This window comes from Paludibacterium sp. (assembly GCF_019232825.1).
In the GTDB taxonomy this organism is placed as follows: domain Bacteria; phylum Pseudomonadota; class Gammaproteobacteria; order Burkholderiales; family Chromobacteriaceae; genus Paludibacterium.
The window spans coordinates 1-15,741 of sequence record NZ_JAFAND010000056.1 but is presented as its reverse complement, the minus strand read 5'-3'; the positions used below and the strand labels follow the sequence as shown (position 1 = coordinate 15,741).

Below are 15,741 nucleotides of genomic sequence, written 5' to 3'. Positions count from 1 at the left end.
CCGTACCACGGACGTGACCGGCGCGGTATCGCTGGCCGAAGGCGTGGAAATGGTGATGCCGGGCGACAACGTGTCGATCACGGTTGAACTGATCGCTCCGATCGCCATGGAAGAAGGTCTGCGCTTCGCGATTCGCGAAGGCGGCCGCACCGTCGGCGCCGGCGTTGTAGCCAAGATTTTGAAGTAAGCTGTAACAGGTTTTAGGCCAGTAGCTCAATTGGTAGAGTATCGGTCTCCAAAACCGAGGGTTGGGGGTTCGAGACCCTCCTGGCCTGCCAAGTAAGACTAACCGGCGCTATTGCGCCGGTTGGTCTTTTGTCACATACGCGCTGAGAACATTCCGTATGGAAATGCAAGACAAAATCAAGCTGTCCCTGGCTGGTCTGCTGATCGCCGCTGGCGTCGTGGGCTTCTATATGATTCCGGAGGCGCAGAGCTTCTTGCGCGTCCTGGCCATGTTTGTGGCGTTGGTGCTGGCCGCGGGTGTCGTCTGGGTGACGGAACCGGGGCGCGCGTTCGTCACGTACGCCCGCGAGGCGGTGGTCGAGGGGCGTAAGGTGGTGTGGCCTTCGCGCAAGGAGGCCATGCAGATGACGGGGATCGTCTTTCTGTTCGTTGCCGTCCTGGCACTGTTCATGTGGCTGATCGATTCGGGGCTGACCTGGTTGGTCTACGACGTGATTCTCGGTCGAGGTTGAGAGATAAATGGCAAAACGCTGGTATGTCGTGCACGCCTATTCGGGTTTTGAAAAGAGCGTGCAAAAGGCGCTGCGCGAGCGCATCGATCGCTCCGAAGTAGCGGACCTCTTTGGTCAAGTTCTGGTGCCGGTGGAAGAAGTGGTCGACATCAAGAACGGTCGCCGTTCGATCACGGAACGTAAGTTCTACCCGGGCTACGTGCTGATCGAAATGGAAATGACCGACGAAACCTGGCACTTGGTCAAGAGTACGCCCAAGGTGACGGGGTTTATCGGCGGCACCGCCAACAAGCCTGCGCCGATTCCTAAGCGGGAAGTTGACGCCATGATGCAACAGATCCAGGAGGGGGTGGAGAAGCCCCGTCCGAAGGTGTTGTTCGTGGTGGGCGAGCGGGTGCGTGTGACCGATGGTCCATTCAACGACTTTAACGGCACCGTGGACGAAGTGAGCTACGAGCGCAACAAGTTGCGCGTGTCGGTACAGATTTTCGGTCGTGATACCCCGGTCGAGCTGGATTTTAGCCAAGTAGAAAAAGTCTGATCTTTGCTTGGCAAGTATGTGGAAGGGCGTGTATAATCTACCCCTTTCGTCTGGGAAGCGGACTTGCGTCTGCGCTATACCCATCTTAGGAGTGTAAATCGTGGCAAAGAAGATTGTCGGCTATATCAAGCTGCAAGTGCCCGCTGGCAAGGCCAATCCGTCGCCGCCTATCGGCCCGGCCCTCGGTCAGCGTGGTCTGAACATCATGGAATTCTGCAAGGCGTTCAACGCCCAGACCCAAGGCGTTGAGCCGGGCCTGCCGATTCCGGTTGTGATCACCGCTTTCGCGGACAAGTCCTTCACCTTCATCATGAAGACCCCGCCGGCCACCATTCTGCTGAAGAAGGCCGCCGGTATCCAGAAGGGTAGCCAACGCGCCAATACTCAGAAGGTTGGCAAGGTAACCCGCGCTCAACTGGAAGAAATCGCCAAGACCAAGCAGCCGGATCTGACTGCCGCCGACATGGATGCCGCTGTGCGCACCATCGCCGGTTCCGCTCGCTCCATGGGTCTCGAAGTGGAGGGTGTGTAAATGGCTAAAGTCTCCAAGCGCATGCAAGCCCTGGTTGCTAAGGTTGACCGCAACAAGCTCTACCCGGTTGACGAAGCCCTGGCGCTGATCAAAGAAGCCGCTACCGCCAAGTTCGACGAATCGATCGACGTTGCCGTCAATCTGGGCGTCGATCCGCGTAAGTCCGACCAAGTTGTCCGTGGCGCCGTAGTGCTGCCGCGCGGTACCGGTAAGAGCGTTCGCGTTGCCGTGTTCGCCCAAGGCGCCGCTGCTGACGCCGCTCGCGACGCTGGCGCCGATGTGGTTGGTTTCGACGACTTGGCCGATCAGGTCAAGGCGGGTCAAATGGACTTCGACGTCGTGATCGCCGCGCCGGACGCGATGCGCGTCGTCGGTCAGCTGGGTCAAATCCTCGGTCCGCGCGGTTTGATGCCGAACCCGAAGGTTGGCACCGTGACCCCGAACGTTGCCGAAGCCGTGAAGAACGCTAAGGCAGGTCAGGTTCAATACCGTACCGATAAGGCCGGTATCGTTCACGCCACGATCGGCCGCGCTTCGTTCGAGGCCGCCGCGCTGCGTGAAAACCTGGTTGCACTGATCGATGCCCTGCAGAAGGCCAAGCCGGCCGCTGCCAAGGGTCAGTATCTGAAGAAGGCCGCTGTTTCCTGCACGATGGGCATCGGCGTTCGTATCGATACCAGCAGCCTCAGCGCGTAAGCGCAGGGGGTGCGGCAGGCGCAAGCCTGCCAAGGCTTTGGGCTGGCGGGCTCGTCCCGCCAGATTGTCAAAGACCGTAGGTGCCGCAAGGCTTAATAGCTGTTCACAGCATCCTACGCAGATGGTGTACCCGAATAGAAGGCTTCAACGTTTCGCGCCCATGTAGCTCAGGGGTAGAGCACTCCCTTGGTAAGGGAGAGGTCGGCAGTTCAATTCTGCCCATGGGCACCACCGAACCGTGTGCATGATGTCTCCTGAAAGGTCGCCGCTGCAAAGCGGAGTGCGATGTTCGCACTTCATTTCAGACTAGGAGGTAGACCTTGAGTCTCAATCTTGAAGATAAGAAGGCGGTCGTTTCTGAAGTATCTGCCAAGCTGGCCGATGCTCAGTCCATCGTAATCGCCGAATATCGGGGGATCGAGGTTAGCAGCATGACCCAACTCCGTGCCAAGGCACGTGAGAACGGCGTGTACCTGCGCGTTCTGAAGAACACGCTGGTGCGTCGCGCCGTGCAAGGTACCGCGTTTGAAGGTCTGGCAGACCAAATGGTTGGTCCGCTGGTCTACGGTATCTCTGTTGATCCGGTTGCTGCAGCCAAAGTGCTCCATCAATTCGCGAAGGCCGACGACAAGATCGTCGTCAAGGCAGGTTCCTACAACGGTCAGGTGCTGAATGCCGCTCAAGTTAGCGAGCTGGCGAACATCCCGAGCCGCGAAGAACTGCTGTCCAAGCTTCTGTTCGTTATGCAGGCTCCGGTCGCTGGCTTTGCCCGCGCGCTGGCTGCCCTGGCCGAGAAGAAGCAGGCCGAAGCCGCTTAACCTTTTTGATATATACAGATTTCTGGAGATTTTCACATGGCAATCACCAAAGAAGACATCCTTGACGCCGTTGCCGGCTTGACCGTTATGGAACTGAACGACCTGGTTAAGGCGTTCGAAGAGAAGTTCGGCGTGTCCGCCGCCGCCGTTGCCGTTGCCGCTGGCCCGGCTGCTGGTGGCGCTGCTGCCGCTGAAGAGAAGACCGAGTTCGACGTGATCCTGACCGCTATCGGCGACAACAAGGTTAACGTGATCAAGGTCGTTCGCACGATCACCGGCCTGGGCCTGAAGGAAGCGAAGGACCTGGTTGACGGCGCTCCGAAGACCGTTAAGGAAGCCGTTACCAAGGCTGAAGCTGATGACATCGCTAAGCAACTGACTGAAGCCGGTGCCAAGGCTGAAATCAAGTAATCTTCTTTGAAAAAAGAAGGAAGGCTGGCGGAGAAATCCGCCAGCCTTGTTGCGCTTGTAAGTAGAACAATCAAGATGGCAAACGCCAGCAATTCATAAGCGTGTGGTTGCTGACATTTGGTTTCTTGCGCCACCCACCTCGATGGAGACTCTATGAGTTATTCGTTTACTGAGAAGAAGCGTATTCGTAAGAGCTTTGCGAAACGTGCTAGTGTTCTCGACGTCCCATTCCTGTTGGCGACCCAGATCGATTCGTATACCGAATTTCTGCAACTGGGCACATCGGTTGATCTGCGCAAGGATGTTGGTCTGCAGGCTGCTTTCAAGTCGATCTTCCCGATCATCAGTCACAACGGTTATGCCCGTCTGGACTTTGCACACTACATTCTTGGCGAGCCTCCGTTCGACGTGCAGGAGTGCCAATTGCGCGGCATTACCTTTGCCGCGCCGTTGCGTGCCCGCATTCGCCTGACGATCTTCGATAAGGAGTCGTCCAAGCCTGTGGTGAAGGAAGTACGCGAAAACGAAGTGTACATGGGCGAAATTCCGCTCATGACCACCAACGGGTCCTTCATCATCAACGGTACCGAACGGGTCATCGTCAGCCAGCTGCACCGCAGTCCGGGCGTATTCTTCGAGCATGACCGCGGCAAGACGCACTCCTCGGGCAAGCTGCTGTTCTCGGCGCGCGTGATTCCGTACCGCGGCTCCTGGCTTGACTTCGAATTCGACCCGAAGGATCTGCTGTACTTCCGTATCGACCGCCGTCGCAAGATGCCGGTGACCATCCTGCTCAAGGCGCTGGGCTACACGGAAGAACAAATCCTGGCCGAGTTCTACAGCTTCGACACCTTCTACCTGACCAAGAACGGCGTGTTCATGAAGGTCGTGGCGGAGCGTCTGAAGGGTGAAGTGGCCAAGTTCGACCTGGTGGGCGCGGACGGCAAGCTGATTGTGGCCAAGGACAAGCGCATCACCGCCAAGCATATCCGCGACATCCAGAATGCCTCGCTCGACCGCGTCGAAGTGCCGGCCGATGCGTTGCTGGGTCGCGTGCTGGCGCGCGCCGTAATCAATACCGACACCGGTGAAGTGATTGCCCGCGCCAACGAGGAAATCAGCGAAGAAGGGCTGGCTAAGCTTGCGCTGACCGAAGCCTCCGAAATCGACGTGCTGTTCACCAACGATCTGGATCAGGGCGCTTACATTTCGCAGACCCTGCGCGTGGATGACATCCAAGACCAGATGCAGGCGCGCGTCGCGATCTACCGCATGATGCGTCCTGGTGAGCCGCCGACCGAAGATGCGGTCGAGCAGCTGTTCCAGCGTTTGTTCTTCAGCGAAGAAACCTACGATCTGTCGCGCGTGGGCCGCATGAAGTTCAATACCCGCACCTATCAGTACAAGTTCGATGACAAGACCCCGGAGTGGTTCAAGCTGCTCATCGGCGAGAAGTTCTCGTCGCGCCGCGATGTGATGGAAGGTACGCTGTCGACCGAGGATATCGTTTCGGTCATCGCCATCCTGACCGAGCTGCGCAACGGTCGTGGCGAAGTCGACGACATCGATCACTTGGGCAACCGCCGCGTGCGTTCGGTGGGCGAATTGGCTGAGAACCAATTCCGCGCGGGCCTTGTGCGCGTTGAACGTGCCGTCAAGGAACGCTTGAATCAAGCCGAGTCCGACAACCTGATGCCGCATGATCTGATCAACGCCAAGCCGGTCAGCGCCGCGATCAAGGAGTTCTTCGGTTCGAGCCAGTTGTCGCAGTTTATGGACCAGACCAACCCGCTGTCGGAAATTACCCACAAGCGCCGCGTTTCGGCTCTTGGCCCGGGCGGTCTGACCCGCGAACGCGCCGGCTTCGAAGTGCGCGACGTGCATCCGACCCACTACGGCCGCGTGTGCCCGATCGAAACGCCGGAAGGCCCGAACATCGGTCTGATCAACTCGCTGTCGGTCTATGCCCGCACCAACGAGTATGGCTTCCTGGAAACCCCGTATCGCAAGGTGGCGGATGGCAAGGTGACCGACGAGATCGATTATCTGTCCGCCATTGAAGAAGGCCGCTACGTCATCGCTCAGGCCAACGCCGAGCTGGATGGCGAAGGCCGTCTGATCGACGACCTGGTGACCTGCCGTGAGAAGGGCGAAACCATTCTGGCCACCCCGGATCGCGTGCAGTACATGGACGTGGCTACCGGCCAGGTGGTCTCCGTCGCCGCCTCGCTGATTCCGTTCCTGGAGCACGATGACGCCAACCGTGCCTTGATGGGCGCCAACATGCAGCGTCAGGCCGTGCCGTGCCTGCGTCCGGAAAAGCCGTACGTCGGCACCGGCATCGAGCGTGACGTGGCCATCGACTCCGGCACGACGGTCGTTGCCCGCCGCGGCGGCGTGGTCGACCTGGTCGACGCCAACCGCGTGGTGATCCGCGTCAACGACGATGAAGCGACTGCTGGCGAAGTGGGCGTGGATATCTACAACCTGACCAAGTTCACCCGCTCCAACCAGAACACCAACATCAACCAGCGTCCGGTCGTGCGTGTCGGCGACAAGCTCGCCAAGGGCGACGTGGTGGCCGATGGCGCCTCGACCGATCTGGGTGAATTGGCGCTGGGTCAGAACATGACCATCGCCTTCATGCCGTGGAACGGCTACAACTTCGAGGACTCGATTCTGATCTCCGAGAAGGTGGTGGCTGAAGACCGCTACACCTCGATCCATATCGAGGAACTGTCGGTCGTCGCGCGTGACACCAAGCTCGGGCCGGAAGAAATTACCCGTGACATCCCGAACCTGTCCGAACGCATGGCGGGTCGCCTGGATGAGTCCGGCATCGTCTATATCGGCGCCGAAGTGGAAGCCGGCGACGTGCTGGTCGGCAAGGTGACGCCGAAGGGCGAAACCCAGCTCACGCCGGAAGAGAAGCTGCTGCGCGCGATCTTTGGCGAGAAGGCCTCCGACGTCAAGGACACCAGTCTGCGCGTACCGACCGGCATGACCGGCACGGTGATCGACGTACAGGTGTTCACCCGCGAAGGCATCGAGCGCGACAAGCGTGCGCAGTCGATCATCGACGCGGAACTGAAGCGCTATCGCCTGGACCTGAACGACCAGCTGCGTATTTTCGAGAACGACGCTTTCAGCCGTATCGAGCGCCTGATCGCCGGCAAGCCGGCCAATGGCGGACCGAAGCGTCTGGCCAAGGGCACCGTGATCGATAGCGAGTACTTGGAGAGCTTGACCTCCAAGCACGACTGGTTCGATATCCGCATGAGCGACGAAGACATCGCCAAGCAGCTCGAACTGATCAAGGACAGTCTGGCGCAGAAGCGTGAAGAATTCGACCTCAAGTTCGAAGACAAGAAGCGCAAGCTGACCCAAGGCGACGAACTGCCCCCGGGCGTGCAAAAGATGGTCAAGGTCTACTTGGCCGTCAAGCGCCGTCTGCAAGCCGGTGACAAGATGGCCGGCCGCCACGGTAACAAGGGTGTGGTATCGCGTATTCTTCCGGTGGAAGACATGCCGTACATGGGCGACGGCCGTCCGGTAGACATCGTGCTCAACCCGCTGGGCGTACCGTCGCGGATGAACATCGGTCAGATTCTCGAGGTTCACCTGGGCTGGGCCGCCAAGGGTATCGGCGAGCAAATCGACCAAATGGTCCGATTGCAACGTGCCGAGCACGATATCCGCCAATACTTGACCCGCGTCTATAACGAGACCGGCAAGACGGAAGAGATCGATACGTTCTCCGATGCGGAAATTCTGAACCTGGCCGAGCATCTGAAGAAGGGTATGCCGTTTGCTACGCCGGTCTTTGACGGCGCCAAGGAAGCGGAAATCCGGCACATGCTGAACCTGGCTTATCCGGATGAGGATCCGCACACCGCGCAGTTGGGCTTCAATGAGTCCAAGACCCAGCTGACGCTGTACGACGGCCGCACCGGCGAAGCGTTCGACCGCAAGGTGACTGTGGGTGTGATGCATTACCTGAAGCTGCACCACCTGGTCGACGACAAGATGCACGCACGCTCCACGGGTCCGTACAGCCTGGTGACTCAGCAGCCGCTGGGCGGTAAGGCGCAGTTCGGTGGTCAGCGCTTCGGTGAAATGGAAGTCTGGGCGCTGGAAGCCTACGGTGCCGCCTACACGCTGCAAGAAATGCTGACGGTGAAGTCCGACGACGTGACCGGCCGGACCAAGGTCTACGAAAACATCGTCAAGGGCGAGCACAAGATCGACGCCGGTATGCCGGAATCCTTCAACGTATTGGTGAAGGAAATCCGCTCGCTCGGCCTCGACATGGACCTGGAACGTTATTGATAGGCGTGCCGGCGCGGCCATCGCCGCGCCGGCCCCCCTGACTGGAGACGCAATGAAAGCTCTGCTCGACCTCTTTAAGCAAGTAACGCAAGAAGAAGAGTTTGATGCGATTAAGATCGGCATCGCTTCACCGGACAAGATCCGTTCCTGGTCTTACGGTGAGGTCAAAAAGCCCGAAACCATCAACTATCGTACCTTCAAGCCCGAGCGCGACGGCCTGTTCTGCGCCCGCATCTTCGGGCCGGTGAAGGATTACGAGTGCTTGTGCGGCAAGTACAAGCGCCTGAAGCACCGCGGCGTGATCTGCGAGAAGTGCGGTGTGGAAGTGACGCTGTCCAAGGTTCGCCGCGAGCGCATGGGCCACATCGAGCTGGCCAGCCCGACCGCGCACATCTGGTTCCTGAAGAGCCTGCCGTCCCGTTTGGGCATGGTGCTCGACATGACCCTGCGCGACATTGAGCGCGTGTTGTATTTCGAAGCGTTCGTCGTGACCGACCCGGGCATGACGCCGCTGACCCGCGCCCAGCTTTTGACCGAAGAGGACTTCCTGGACAAGGAAGACCAGTACGGTGAAGAGTTCAAGGCCATGATGGGCGCCGAAGCCGTGCGCGAACTGCTGCGCAGCCTCGATCTCGATCGCGAGATCGAAACGTTGCGCCGCGAACTGGAAAGCACCGGTTCAGACACCAAGATCAAGAAGATCGCCAAGCGCCTGAAGGTGCTGGAAGCCTTCCTGCGCTCCGGCATGAAGCCCGAGTGGATGATTCTGGAAGTGCTGCCGGTATTGCCGCCGGAGCTGCGTCCGCTGGTTCCGCTGGACGGCGGCCGCTTCGCCACCTCGGACCTGAATGACCTGTATCGCCGCGTCATCAACCGTAACAACCGTCTGAAGCGCCTGCTCGAACTGCGCGCGCCTGACATCATCGTGCGCAACGAAAAGCGCATGTTGCAAGAGTCGGTCGACTCGCTGCTCGACAACGGTCGCCGCGGCAAGGCGATGACCGGCGCCAACAAGCGTCCGCTCAAGTCGCTGGCCGACATGATCAAGGGTAAGGGCGGTCGCTTCCGTCAGAACCTGCTGGGTAAGCGCGTCGACTACTCCGGCCGTTCGGTGATTACCGTTGGCCCGACGTTGCGCCTGCATCAGTGCGGCCTGCCGAAGAAGATGGCGCTCGAACTGTTCAAGCCGTTCATTTTCCACAAGTTGGAAGTGATGGGCCTGGCCTCTACCATCAAGGCGGCCAAGAAGCTGGTCGAGCAGGAAGTGCCGGAAGTCTGGGACATCCTGGAAGACGTCATCCGCGAACATCCGGTGTTGCTCAACCGCGCCCCGACGCTGCACCGCCTGGGTATTCAGGCTTTTGAGCCGGTGCTGATCGAAGGCAAGGCCATCCAGCTGCACCCGCTGGTCTGCGCGGCGTTCAACGCCGACTTCGACGGTGACCAAATGGCCGTTCACGTGCCGTTGAGCCTCGAAGCGCAGATGGAAGCCCGCACGCTGATGCTGGCCACCAACAACGTGCTGTCGCCCGCCAACGGCGAGCCGATCATCGTGCCGTCGCAGGATATCGTCTTGGGTCTGTACTACATGACCCGCGATAAGGTCAACGGCAAGGGCGAGGGCATGGTGTTCGCCGACACCAAGGAAGTGCACCGCGCCTATGAAACCCGCCAAGTGGAATTGGCCACCCGCATCACCGTCCGCCTGAAGGAATGGGAAAAGGACGAACAGGGCGAATTCCAGCCGGTGATCAAGCGCTACGAGACCACCGTCGGCCGCGCGCTGTTGTCCGATATCCTGCCGAAGGGCCTGGGTTTCGAGCACATCAACAAGGCGCTGAAGAAGAAGGAAATCTCCAAGCTGATCAATGCGTCGTTCCGTCGTTGCGGCATTCGCGACACGGTGATCTTCGCCGATCAGCTGATGTACACCGGTTTTGCCTTCTCGACCCGCGGCGGCATCTCGATTTGCGTCGACGACATGCTGGTACCGACCAAGAAACCGGAACTCCTGGCCGAAGCGCACAAGGAAGTGAAGGAAATCGAGGAACAGTACCGTCAAGGTCTGGTCACCCAGGGCGAGCGCTACAACAAGGTGGTCGATATCTGGGGCCGCACGGGCGACAAGGTCGCCAAGGCGATGATGGACGAGCTGTCCAAGCAGAAGGTATTCGACCGCGACGGCAAGGAAGTCGATCAGGAATCGTTCAACTCGATTTACATGATGGCCGACTCCGGCGCCCGGGGTTCCGTGGCGCAGATCAAGCAGCTGGCCGGTATGCGGGGCCTGATGGCCAAGCCGGACGGCTCGATTATCGAAACGCCGATTACCTCGAACTTCCGCGAAGGTCTGACGGTGTTGCAGTACTTCATCTCGACCCACGGTGCCCGTAAGGGTCTGGCGGATACCGCGTTGAAGACCGCTAACTCCGGTTACCTGACCCGTCGTCTGGTCGACGTGACCCAGGATCTGGTGGTCATCGAGGACGATTGCGGCACGACCAATGGCTTCACCATGAAGGCCGTGCTGCAAGGCGGTGACGTGATTGAAGCGCTGCGCGACCGTATCCTCGGCCGCGTGGCCGCGATCGACATCGTCGACCCGTCGACCGGCGAAACCGTCATCGAAGCCGGTTCGCTGCTTGATGAGCAACTGGTGGACATGATCGACAATCTGGGCATCGACGAAGTCAAGGTGCGCACGCCGATTACCTGCGATACCCGCTACGGTCTGTGCGCCAAGTGCTACGGCCGCGATCTGGGCCGCGGTAAGGAAGTCAATGCCGGCGAGGCCGTCGGCGTGATTGCCGCGCAGTCGATCGGTGAACCGGGTACCCAGCTGACGATGCGTACCTTCCACATCGGTGGTGCCGCTTCGCGTAACGCGGCGGCGAGCCAAGTGGAAACCAAGTCGAACGGCACCGTGCGCTTCTCCAGCCAGATGCGCTACGTCACCAACACCAAGGGCGAGCTGATCGTGATCACCCGCTCGGGCGAAGTGGTGATCCACGACGACATCGGCCGCGAGCGCGAACGCCATAAGGTACCGTACGGCGCCACCTTGCTTGTCACCGACGGTCTGGCAATCAAGGCCGGCCATGTTCTGGCGACCTGGGATCCGCACACCCGTCCGATCATCACCGAATACGCTGGCCGTGTGAAGTTCGAAAACGTCGAAGAAGGCGTGACCGTAGCCAAGCAAGTGGACGAAGTGACCGGTCTGTCGACGTTGGTGGTTATCGATCCGAAGCGCCGCGCCGGCTCGCAGTCGAAACTGCTGCGTCCGTTGGTGAAGCTCTTGGACGAGACGGGCAGCGAAGTGAAGTTGGCCGGTTCCGATGCGTCGGTGTCGATCACCTTCCAAGTCGGCGCCATCATTACCGTCAAGGACGGCCAGGAAGTCGGCAAGGGCGAGGTACTGGCGCGTATTCCGCAGGAAACGACCAAGACCCGCGATATTACCGGTGGTCTGCCGCGTGTGGCCGAGCTGTTCGAAGCCCGTTCGCCCAAGGATGCGGGCATGCTGGCCGAAGTGACCGGCACCGTGTCGTTCGGTAAGGACACCAAGGGCAAACAGCGCCTGATCATCACCGACCTCGAAGGCAATGCCTTCGAAAACCTGATCCCGAAGGACAAGCACGTGCTGGTTCACGACGGTCAGGTGGTCAACCGCGGCGAATTGATCGTCGACGGCGCGGTGGATCCGCACGATATTCTGCGCCTGCAGGGTATCGAGGCGCTGGCGCGCTACATCGTTCAGGAAGTACAGGAAGTGTACCGTCTGCAAGGTGTGAAGATTAACGACAAGCACATCGAGGTGATCATCCGCCAGATGCTGCGTCGCGTCGTCATCACCGATGCCGGCGGCACCGAGTTCATCCTGGGCGAACAGGTGGAGCGCGCCGAAGTGCTGGAAACCAACGATCGCATGACCGCGGAAAGCAAGGAACTGGCTCAGTTCGACAACGTGCTGTTGGGTATCACCAAGGCTTCGCTGTCGACCGACTCGTTCATCTCCGCTGCGTCGTTCCAGGAAACCACGCGCGTGCTGACCGAAGCGGCTATCATGGGTAAACGCGACGATCTGCGCGGTCTGAAGGAAAACGTGATCGTCGGCCGTCTGATTCCGGCGGGCACGGGCTTGGCTTACCACCGCAACCGCCGCCGCGATCCGGACTCGCCGGAGCTGTTCACCGAGGCGTCGATGTCGCTGGAAACGCCGCAAACCAGCCTGGAAAGTAACGAATAAGCTGCGTATTTGTGGCTTTAAGTAAACAACGCTGCCCATTCAACGCTAAACCGTTGAATGGCAGCGTGTTTTCCATTGACGGTGGCTTGTTGACTAAAATATAATCCACCCTCTTTCATGGCGGCGTGTTGCCGCCGTGTGGACTCAACTAGGAACTGAGCGTAATGCCAACCATTAACCAACTGGTCCGCAAGGGCCGTCTCGCCCTTACGGTGAAAAGCAAGGTGCCTGCGCTGGAAGCCTGCCCGCAAAAGCGTGGCGTGTGCACCCGCGTATACACCACCACCCCGAAGAAGCCGAACTCGGCTCTGCGTAAGGTGTGCAAGGTACGTCTGACCAACGGTTTCGAAGTGATTTCGTACATCGGCGGTGAAGGCCACAACCTGCAAGAACACTCCGTGGTATTGATCCGCGGCGGTCGTGTGAAGGACTTGCCGGGTGTGCGTTACCACACCGTTCGCGGCTCGCTCGATACCGCAGGCGTGAAAGACCGTAAGCAGTCCCGCTCCAAGTACGGTGCCAAGCGTCCTAAGTAATCGACGTGTGCCGTGTGCCGGCGGCGTGTCGCCGTCGAGTAAGTGGTCGCTCCCCATGGGCGCCATGAGCATGATGCTCAACTGAATAGTGAAGGAATAGCAATGCCAAGACGCAGAGAAGTCCCCAAGCGCGAGATCTTGCCGGATCCGAAGTTCGGCAGCCAAGATCTGTCCAAATTCATGAACGTCGTGATGATCGACGGCAAGAAGTCGGTTGCCGAACGCATCATCTACGGCGCGTTGGATCAAATCGAAAAGAAGACCGGCAAGAATCCGATCGAAGTGTTCAACACCGCGATCTCCAATGCCAAGCCGGTCGTAGAAGTAAAGAGCCGCCGTGTCGGTGGCGCCAACTATCAAGTTCCTGTTGAAGTCCGTCCGGCTCGTCGTATGGCTCTGGCCATGCGCTGGCTGCGCGATGCCGCTCGCAAGCGCGGCGAAAAGTCCATGGACCTGCGCCTGGCCGGCGAATTGCTCGACGCGGCCGAAGGTCGCGGCGGCGCGCTGAAGAAGCGTGAAGAAGTTCACCGCATGGCAGAAGCCAACAAGGCCTTCTCGCACTTCCGCTTCTAAGATCAACCTACCGATAAGGTTAAGGCCGTGGCTAGGAAAACCCCTATTGAGCGTTACCGCAATATTGGTATTAGCGCTCACATCGATGCCGGTAAGACGACCACTACCGAGCGTATCCTGTATTACACCGGTGTGAACCACAAGATTGGCGAGGTTCATGACGGCGCTGCCACCATGGACTGGATGGAGCAAGAGCAGGAACGTGGCATCACCATTACCTCCGCCGCAACCACTACCTTCTGGAAAGGTATGGGGTTGCAGTTCCCGGAGCATCGCTTCAACATCATCGACACCCCGGGACACGTGGACTTCACCATCGAGGTGGAACGTTCGATGCGCGTTCTGGATGGCGCGGTCATGGTGTACTGCGCGGTCGGCGGCGTACAGCCGCAATCCGAAACCGTATGGCGTCAGGCGAACAAGTACAAGGTTCCGCGTATCGCCTTCGTGAACAAGATGGACCGTCAAGGCGCCAACTTCTTCCGTGCGGTTGATCAAGTGAAGACCCGCCTGCGCGGCAATCCGGTGCCTATCGTTGTGCCGATCGGCGCCGAAGACGGCTTCACCGGCGTGGTTGACCTGCTGAAGATGAAGGCCATCATTTGGGACGAAGCCTCGCAAGGCATGAAGTTCGAATATGGCGACATCCCGGCCGAGTTGGTTGCCGTGGCTGAAGAGTGGCGCGAAAAGATGATCGAAGCCGCTGCCGAAGTCGACGAAGACACGATGAACAAGTACCTGGAAACCGGCGAATTGTCGGAAGAGGAAATTGTTTACGGTCTGCGTCAGCGCACGCTGCGTTGCGAAATCCAACCGATGCTGTGCGGCTCCGCGTTCAAGAACAAGGGTGTTCAGCGCATGCTGGACGCCGTGATCGAACTGTTGCCGAGCCCGGTTGACGTGCCGCCGGTACCGGGTGAACTGGATGACGGTTCTCCGGCCGAGCGCCATGCCTCGGATACCGAGCCGTTCTCCGCGCTGGCGTTCAAGTTGATGAACGACCCGTACGTCGGCCAGCTGACCTTCTTCCGCGTCTACTCCGGCGTGGTGAAGACCGGCGATACCGTGCTGAACTCGGTCAAGGGTAAGAAGGAACGTATCGGCCGTATCGTGCAGATGCACGCCAACGACCGTAAGGAAATCGAAGAAGTCTTCGCCGGCGACATCGCCGCTGCGATCGGCCTGAAGGAAGTCACCACCGGTGAAACCTTGTGCGCCATCGACGCGCCGTTGATCCTCGAGCGCATGGTCTTCCCGGATCCGGTGATTCACGTTGCCGTTGAGCCGAAGACCAAGGCCGACCAGGAAAAGATGGGCGTCGCCCTGAACCGCCTGGCCAAGGAAGATCCGTCGTTCCGCGTTCGTACCGATGAAGAATCGGGCCAGACCATTATTTCCGGTATGGGCGAACTGCACCTGGAAATTCTGGTTGACCGCATGAAGCGCGAATTCGGCGTTGAAGCCAACGTCGGCGCGCCGCAAGTGGCCTACCGCGAAACCATCACCCAAACCGTTACCGACGTGGAAGGTAAGCACGTCAAGCAATCGGGCGGTAAGGGTCAGTATGGTCACGCCGTGATCACGCTGGAACCGTCCGGCGAGGGCAAGGGCTACCAGTTCTTCGACGAAATCAAGGGTGGCGTGATCCCGCGCGAATTCATCCCGTCCGTCGACAAGGGGATCAAGAACACCCTGAACAACGGTATCCTGGCCGGTTTCCCGGTGGTGGACGTGACCGTTCGCCTGACCTTCGGTTCGTACCACGACGTTGACTCGTCGCAGATCGCCTTCGAATTGGCCGGCTCGCTGGCCTTCAAGGAAGCCATGCGCCGCGCCAAGCCGGTCATCCTCGAACCGATGATGGCCGTGGAAGTGGAAACGCCGGAAGAGTACATGGGCGATGTCATGGGTGACTTGAACCGTCGCCGCGGTATCGTTCAAGGCATGGACGACGACGGCCTGGGCGGTAAGAAGATCAAGGCTGAAGTGCCGCTGGCCGAGATGTTCGGCTACTCGACCGACTTGCGTTCCGCTACTCAGGGTCGTGCGACCTACTCGATGGAGTTCAAGCACTACTCCGAGGCGCCGAAGCACGTTGCCGAAGCGGTCATGAACGCTAAGAAGTAATGCGCGCAGTGGCGGGGTCTAAGCCCCGCCCTGATTAATGTTCTTTATCTTAAGGATTTTGCAAAAATGGCAAAAGAAAAGTTCGAGCGGACCAAACCGCACGTAAACGTCGGCACCATCGGTCACGTGGACCATGGCAAGACCACCCTGACCGCCGCTATCACCACGATTCTGTCGAAGAAATTCGGCGGTGAAGCCAAGGGCTACGATCAAATCGACAGCGCGCCGGAA

General features: G+C 59.3%; 12 protein-coding genes, 2 tRNA genes and 1 pseudogene. All 15 read left to right on the top strand.

Translation table 11 applies throughout. From position 1 onward, the window contains the following. Positions 1 to 187 (top strand): annotated as a pseudogene (gene tuf / locus JOZ06_RS07180) (elongation factor Tu); the annotation flags it as partial. A gap of 15 nt (positions 188 to 202) precedes the next feature. Beyond that, positions 203 to 278, top strand: a tRNA-Trp gene (locus tag JOZ06_RS07175). Between the two features lie 72 nt (positions 279 to 350). Beyond that, a complete protein-coding gene (secE, locus tag JOZ06_RS07170; RefSeq protein WP_366814510.1) occupies positions 351 to 698 on the top strand; it encodes a preprotein translocase subunit SecE in 348 nt (115 codons plus the stop codon). 7 nt (positions 699 to 705) lie between these two features. Beyond that, positions 706 to 1,239, top strand: coding sequence for a transcription termination/antitermination protein NusG (gene nusG, locus JOZ06_RS07165; RefSeq protein WP_293230600.1), 534 nt, complete (start codon positions 706 to 708; stop codon positions 1,237 to 1,239). A 100-nt stretch (positions 1,240 to 1,339) separates the two neighbouring features. Continuing rightward, on the top strand, positions 1,340 to 1,771 hold the full coding sequence (gene rplK, locus JOZ06_RS07160) for a 50S ribosomal protein L11 (protein ID WP_293230597.1): 432 nt from the start codon (positions 1,340 to 1,342) through the stop codon (positions 1,769 to 1,771). Beyond that, a complete protein-coding gene (gene rplA, locus JOZ06_RS07155) occupies positions 1,772 to 2,467 on the top strand; it encodes a 50S ribosomal protein L1 (protein ID WP_293230594.1) in 696 nt (231 codons plus the stop codon). Between the two features lie 156 nt (positions 2,468 to 2,623). Next, positions 2,624 to 2,698, top strand: a tRNA-Thr gene (locus JOZ06_RS07150). 89 nt (positions 2,699 to 2,787) lie between these two features. After that, positions 2,788 to 3,285, top strand: a complete 498-nt coding sequence (gene rplJ, locus JOZ06_RS07145) for a 50S ribosomal protein L10 (RefSeq protein WP_293230592.1) — start codon at positions 2,788 to 2,790, stop codon at positions 3,283 to 3,285. 36 nt (positions 3,286 to 3,321) lie between these two features. Next, entirely contained in the window at positions 3,322 to 3,696 is a 375-nt protein-coding gene (rplL, locus tag JOZ06_RS07140) for a 50S ribosomal protein L7/L12 (protein ID WP_293230590.1), read from the top strand. 153 nt (positions 3,697 to 3,849) lie between these two features. After that, on the top strand, positions 3,850 to 8,025 hold the full coding sequence (gene rpoB, locus JOZ06_RS07135) for a DNA-directed RNA polymerase subunit beta (protein WP_293230588.1): 4,176 nt from the start codon (positions 3,850 to 3,852) through the stop codon (positions 8,023 to 8,025). Positions 8,026 to 8,077: 52 nt separating this feature from the next. Next, entirely contained in the window at positions 8,078 to 12,274 is a 4,197-nt protein-coding gene (rpoC, locus tag JOZ06_RS07130) for a DNA-directed RNA polymerase subunit beta' (RefSeq protein ID WP_293230586.1), read from the top strand. 164 nt (positions 12,275 to 12,438) lie between these two features. Continuing rightward, the gene (gene rpsL / locus JOZ06_RS07125; protein WP_293230584.1) at positions 12,439 to 12,810 is read left to right on the top strand and encodes a 30S ribosomal protein S12; all 372 of its coding nucleotides are present in this window, start codon (positions 12,439 to 12,441) and stop codon (positions 12,808 to 12,810) included. Between the two features lie 102 nt (positions 12,811 to 12,912). Beyond that, positions 12,913 to 13,383 carry a 30S ribosomal protein S7 gene (gene rpsG, locus JOZ06_RS07120; protein WP_293230581.1) on the top strand — a complete coding sequence of 157 codons (471 nt, stop codon included), beginning with the start codon at positions 12,913 to 12,915 and terminating at the stop codon, positions 13,381 to 13,383. Positions 13,384 to 13,410: 27 nt separating this feature from the next. Beyond that, the gene (gene fusA / locus JOZ06_RS07115) at positions 13,411 to 15,510 is read left to right on the top strand and encodes an elongation factor G (RefSeq protein WP_293230578.1); all 2,100 of its coding nucleotides are present in this window, start codon (positions 13,411 to 13,413) and stop codon (positions 15,508 to 15,510) included. Positions 15,511 to 15,576: 66 nt separating this feature from the next. Beyond that, positions 15,577 to 15,741: GTP-binding protein (locus tag JOZ06_RS07110; RefSeq protein ID WP_293230606.1), on the top strand; the 165-nt coding region annotated here is incomplete at its 3' end.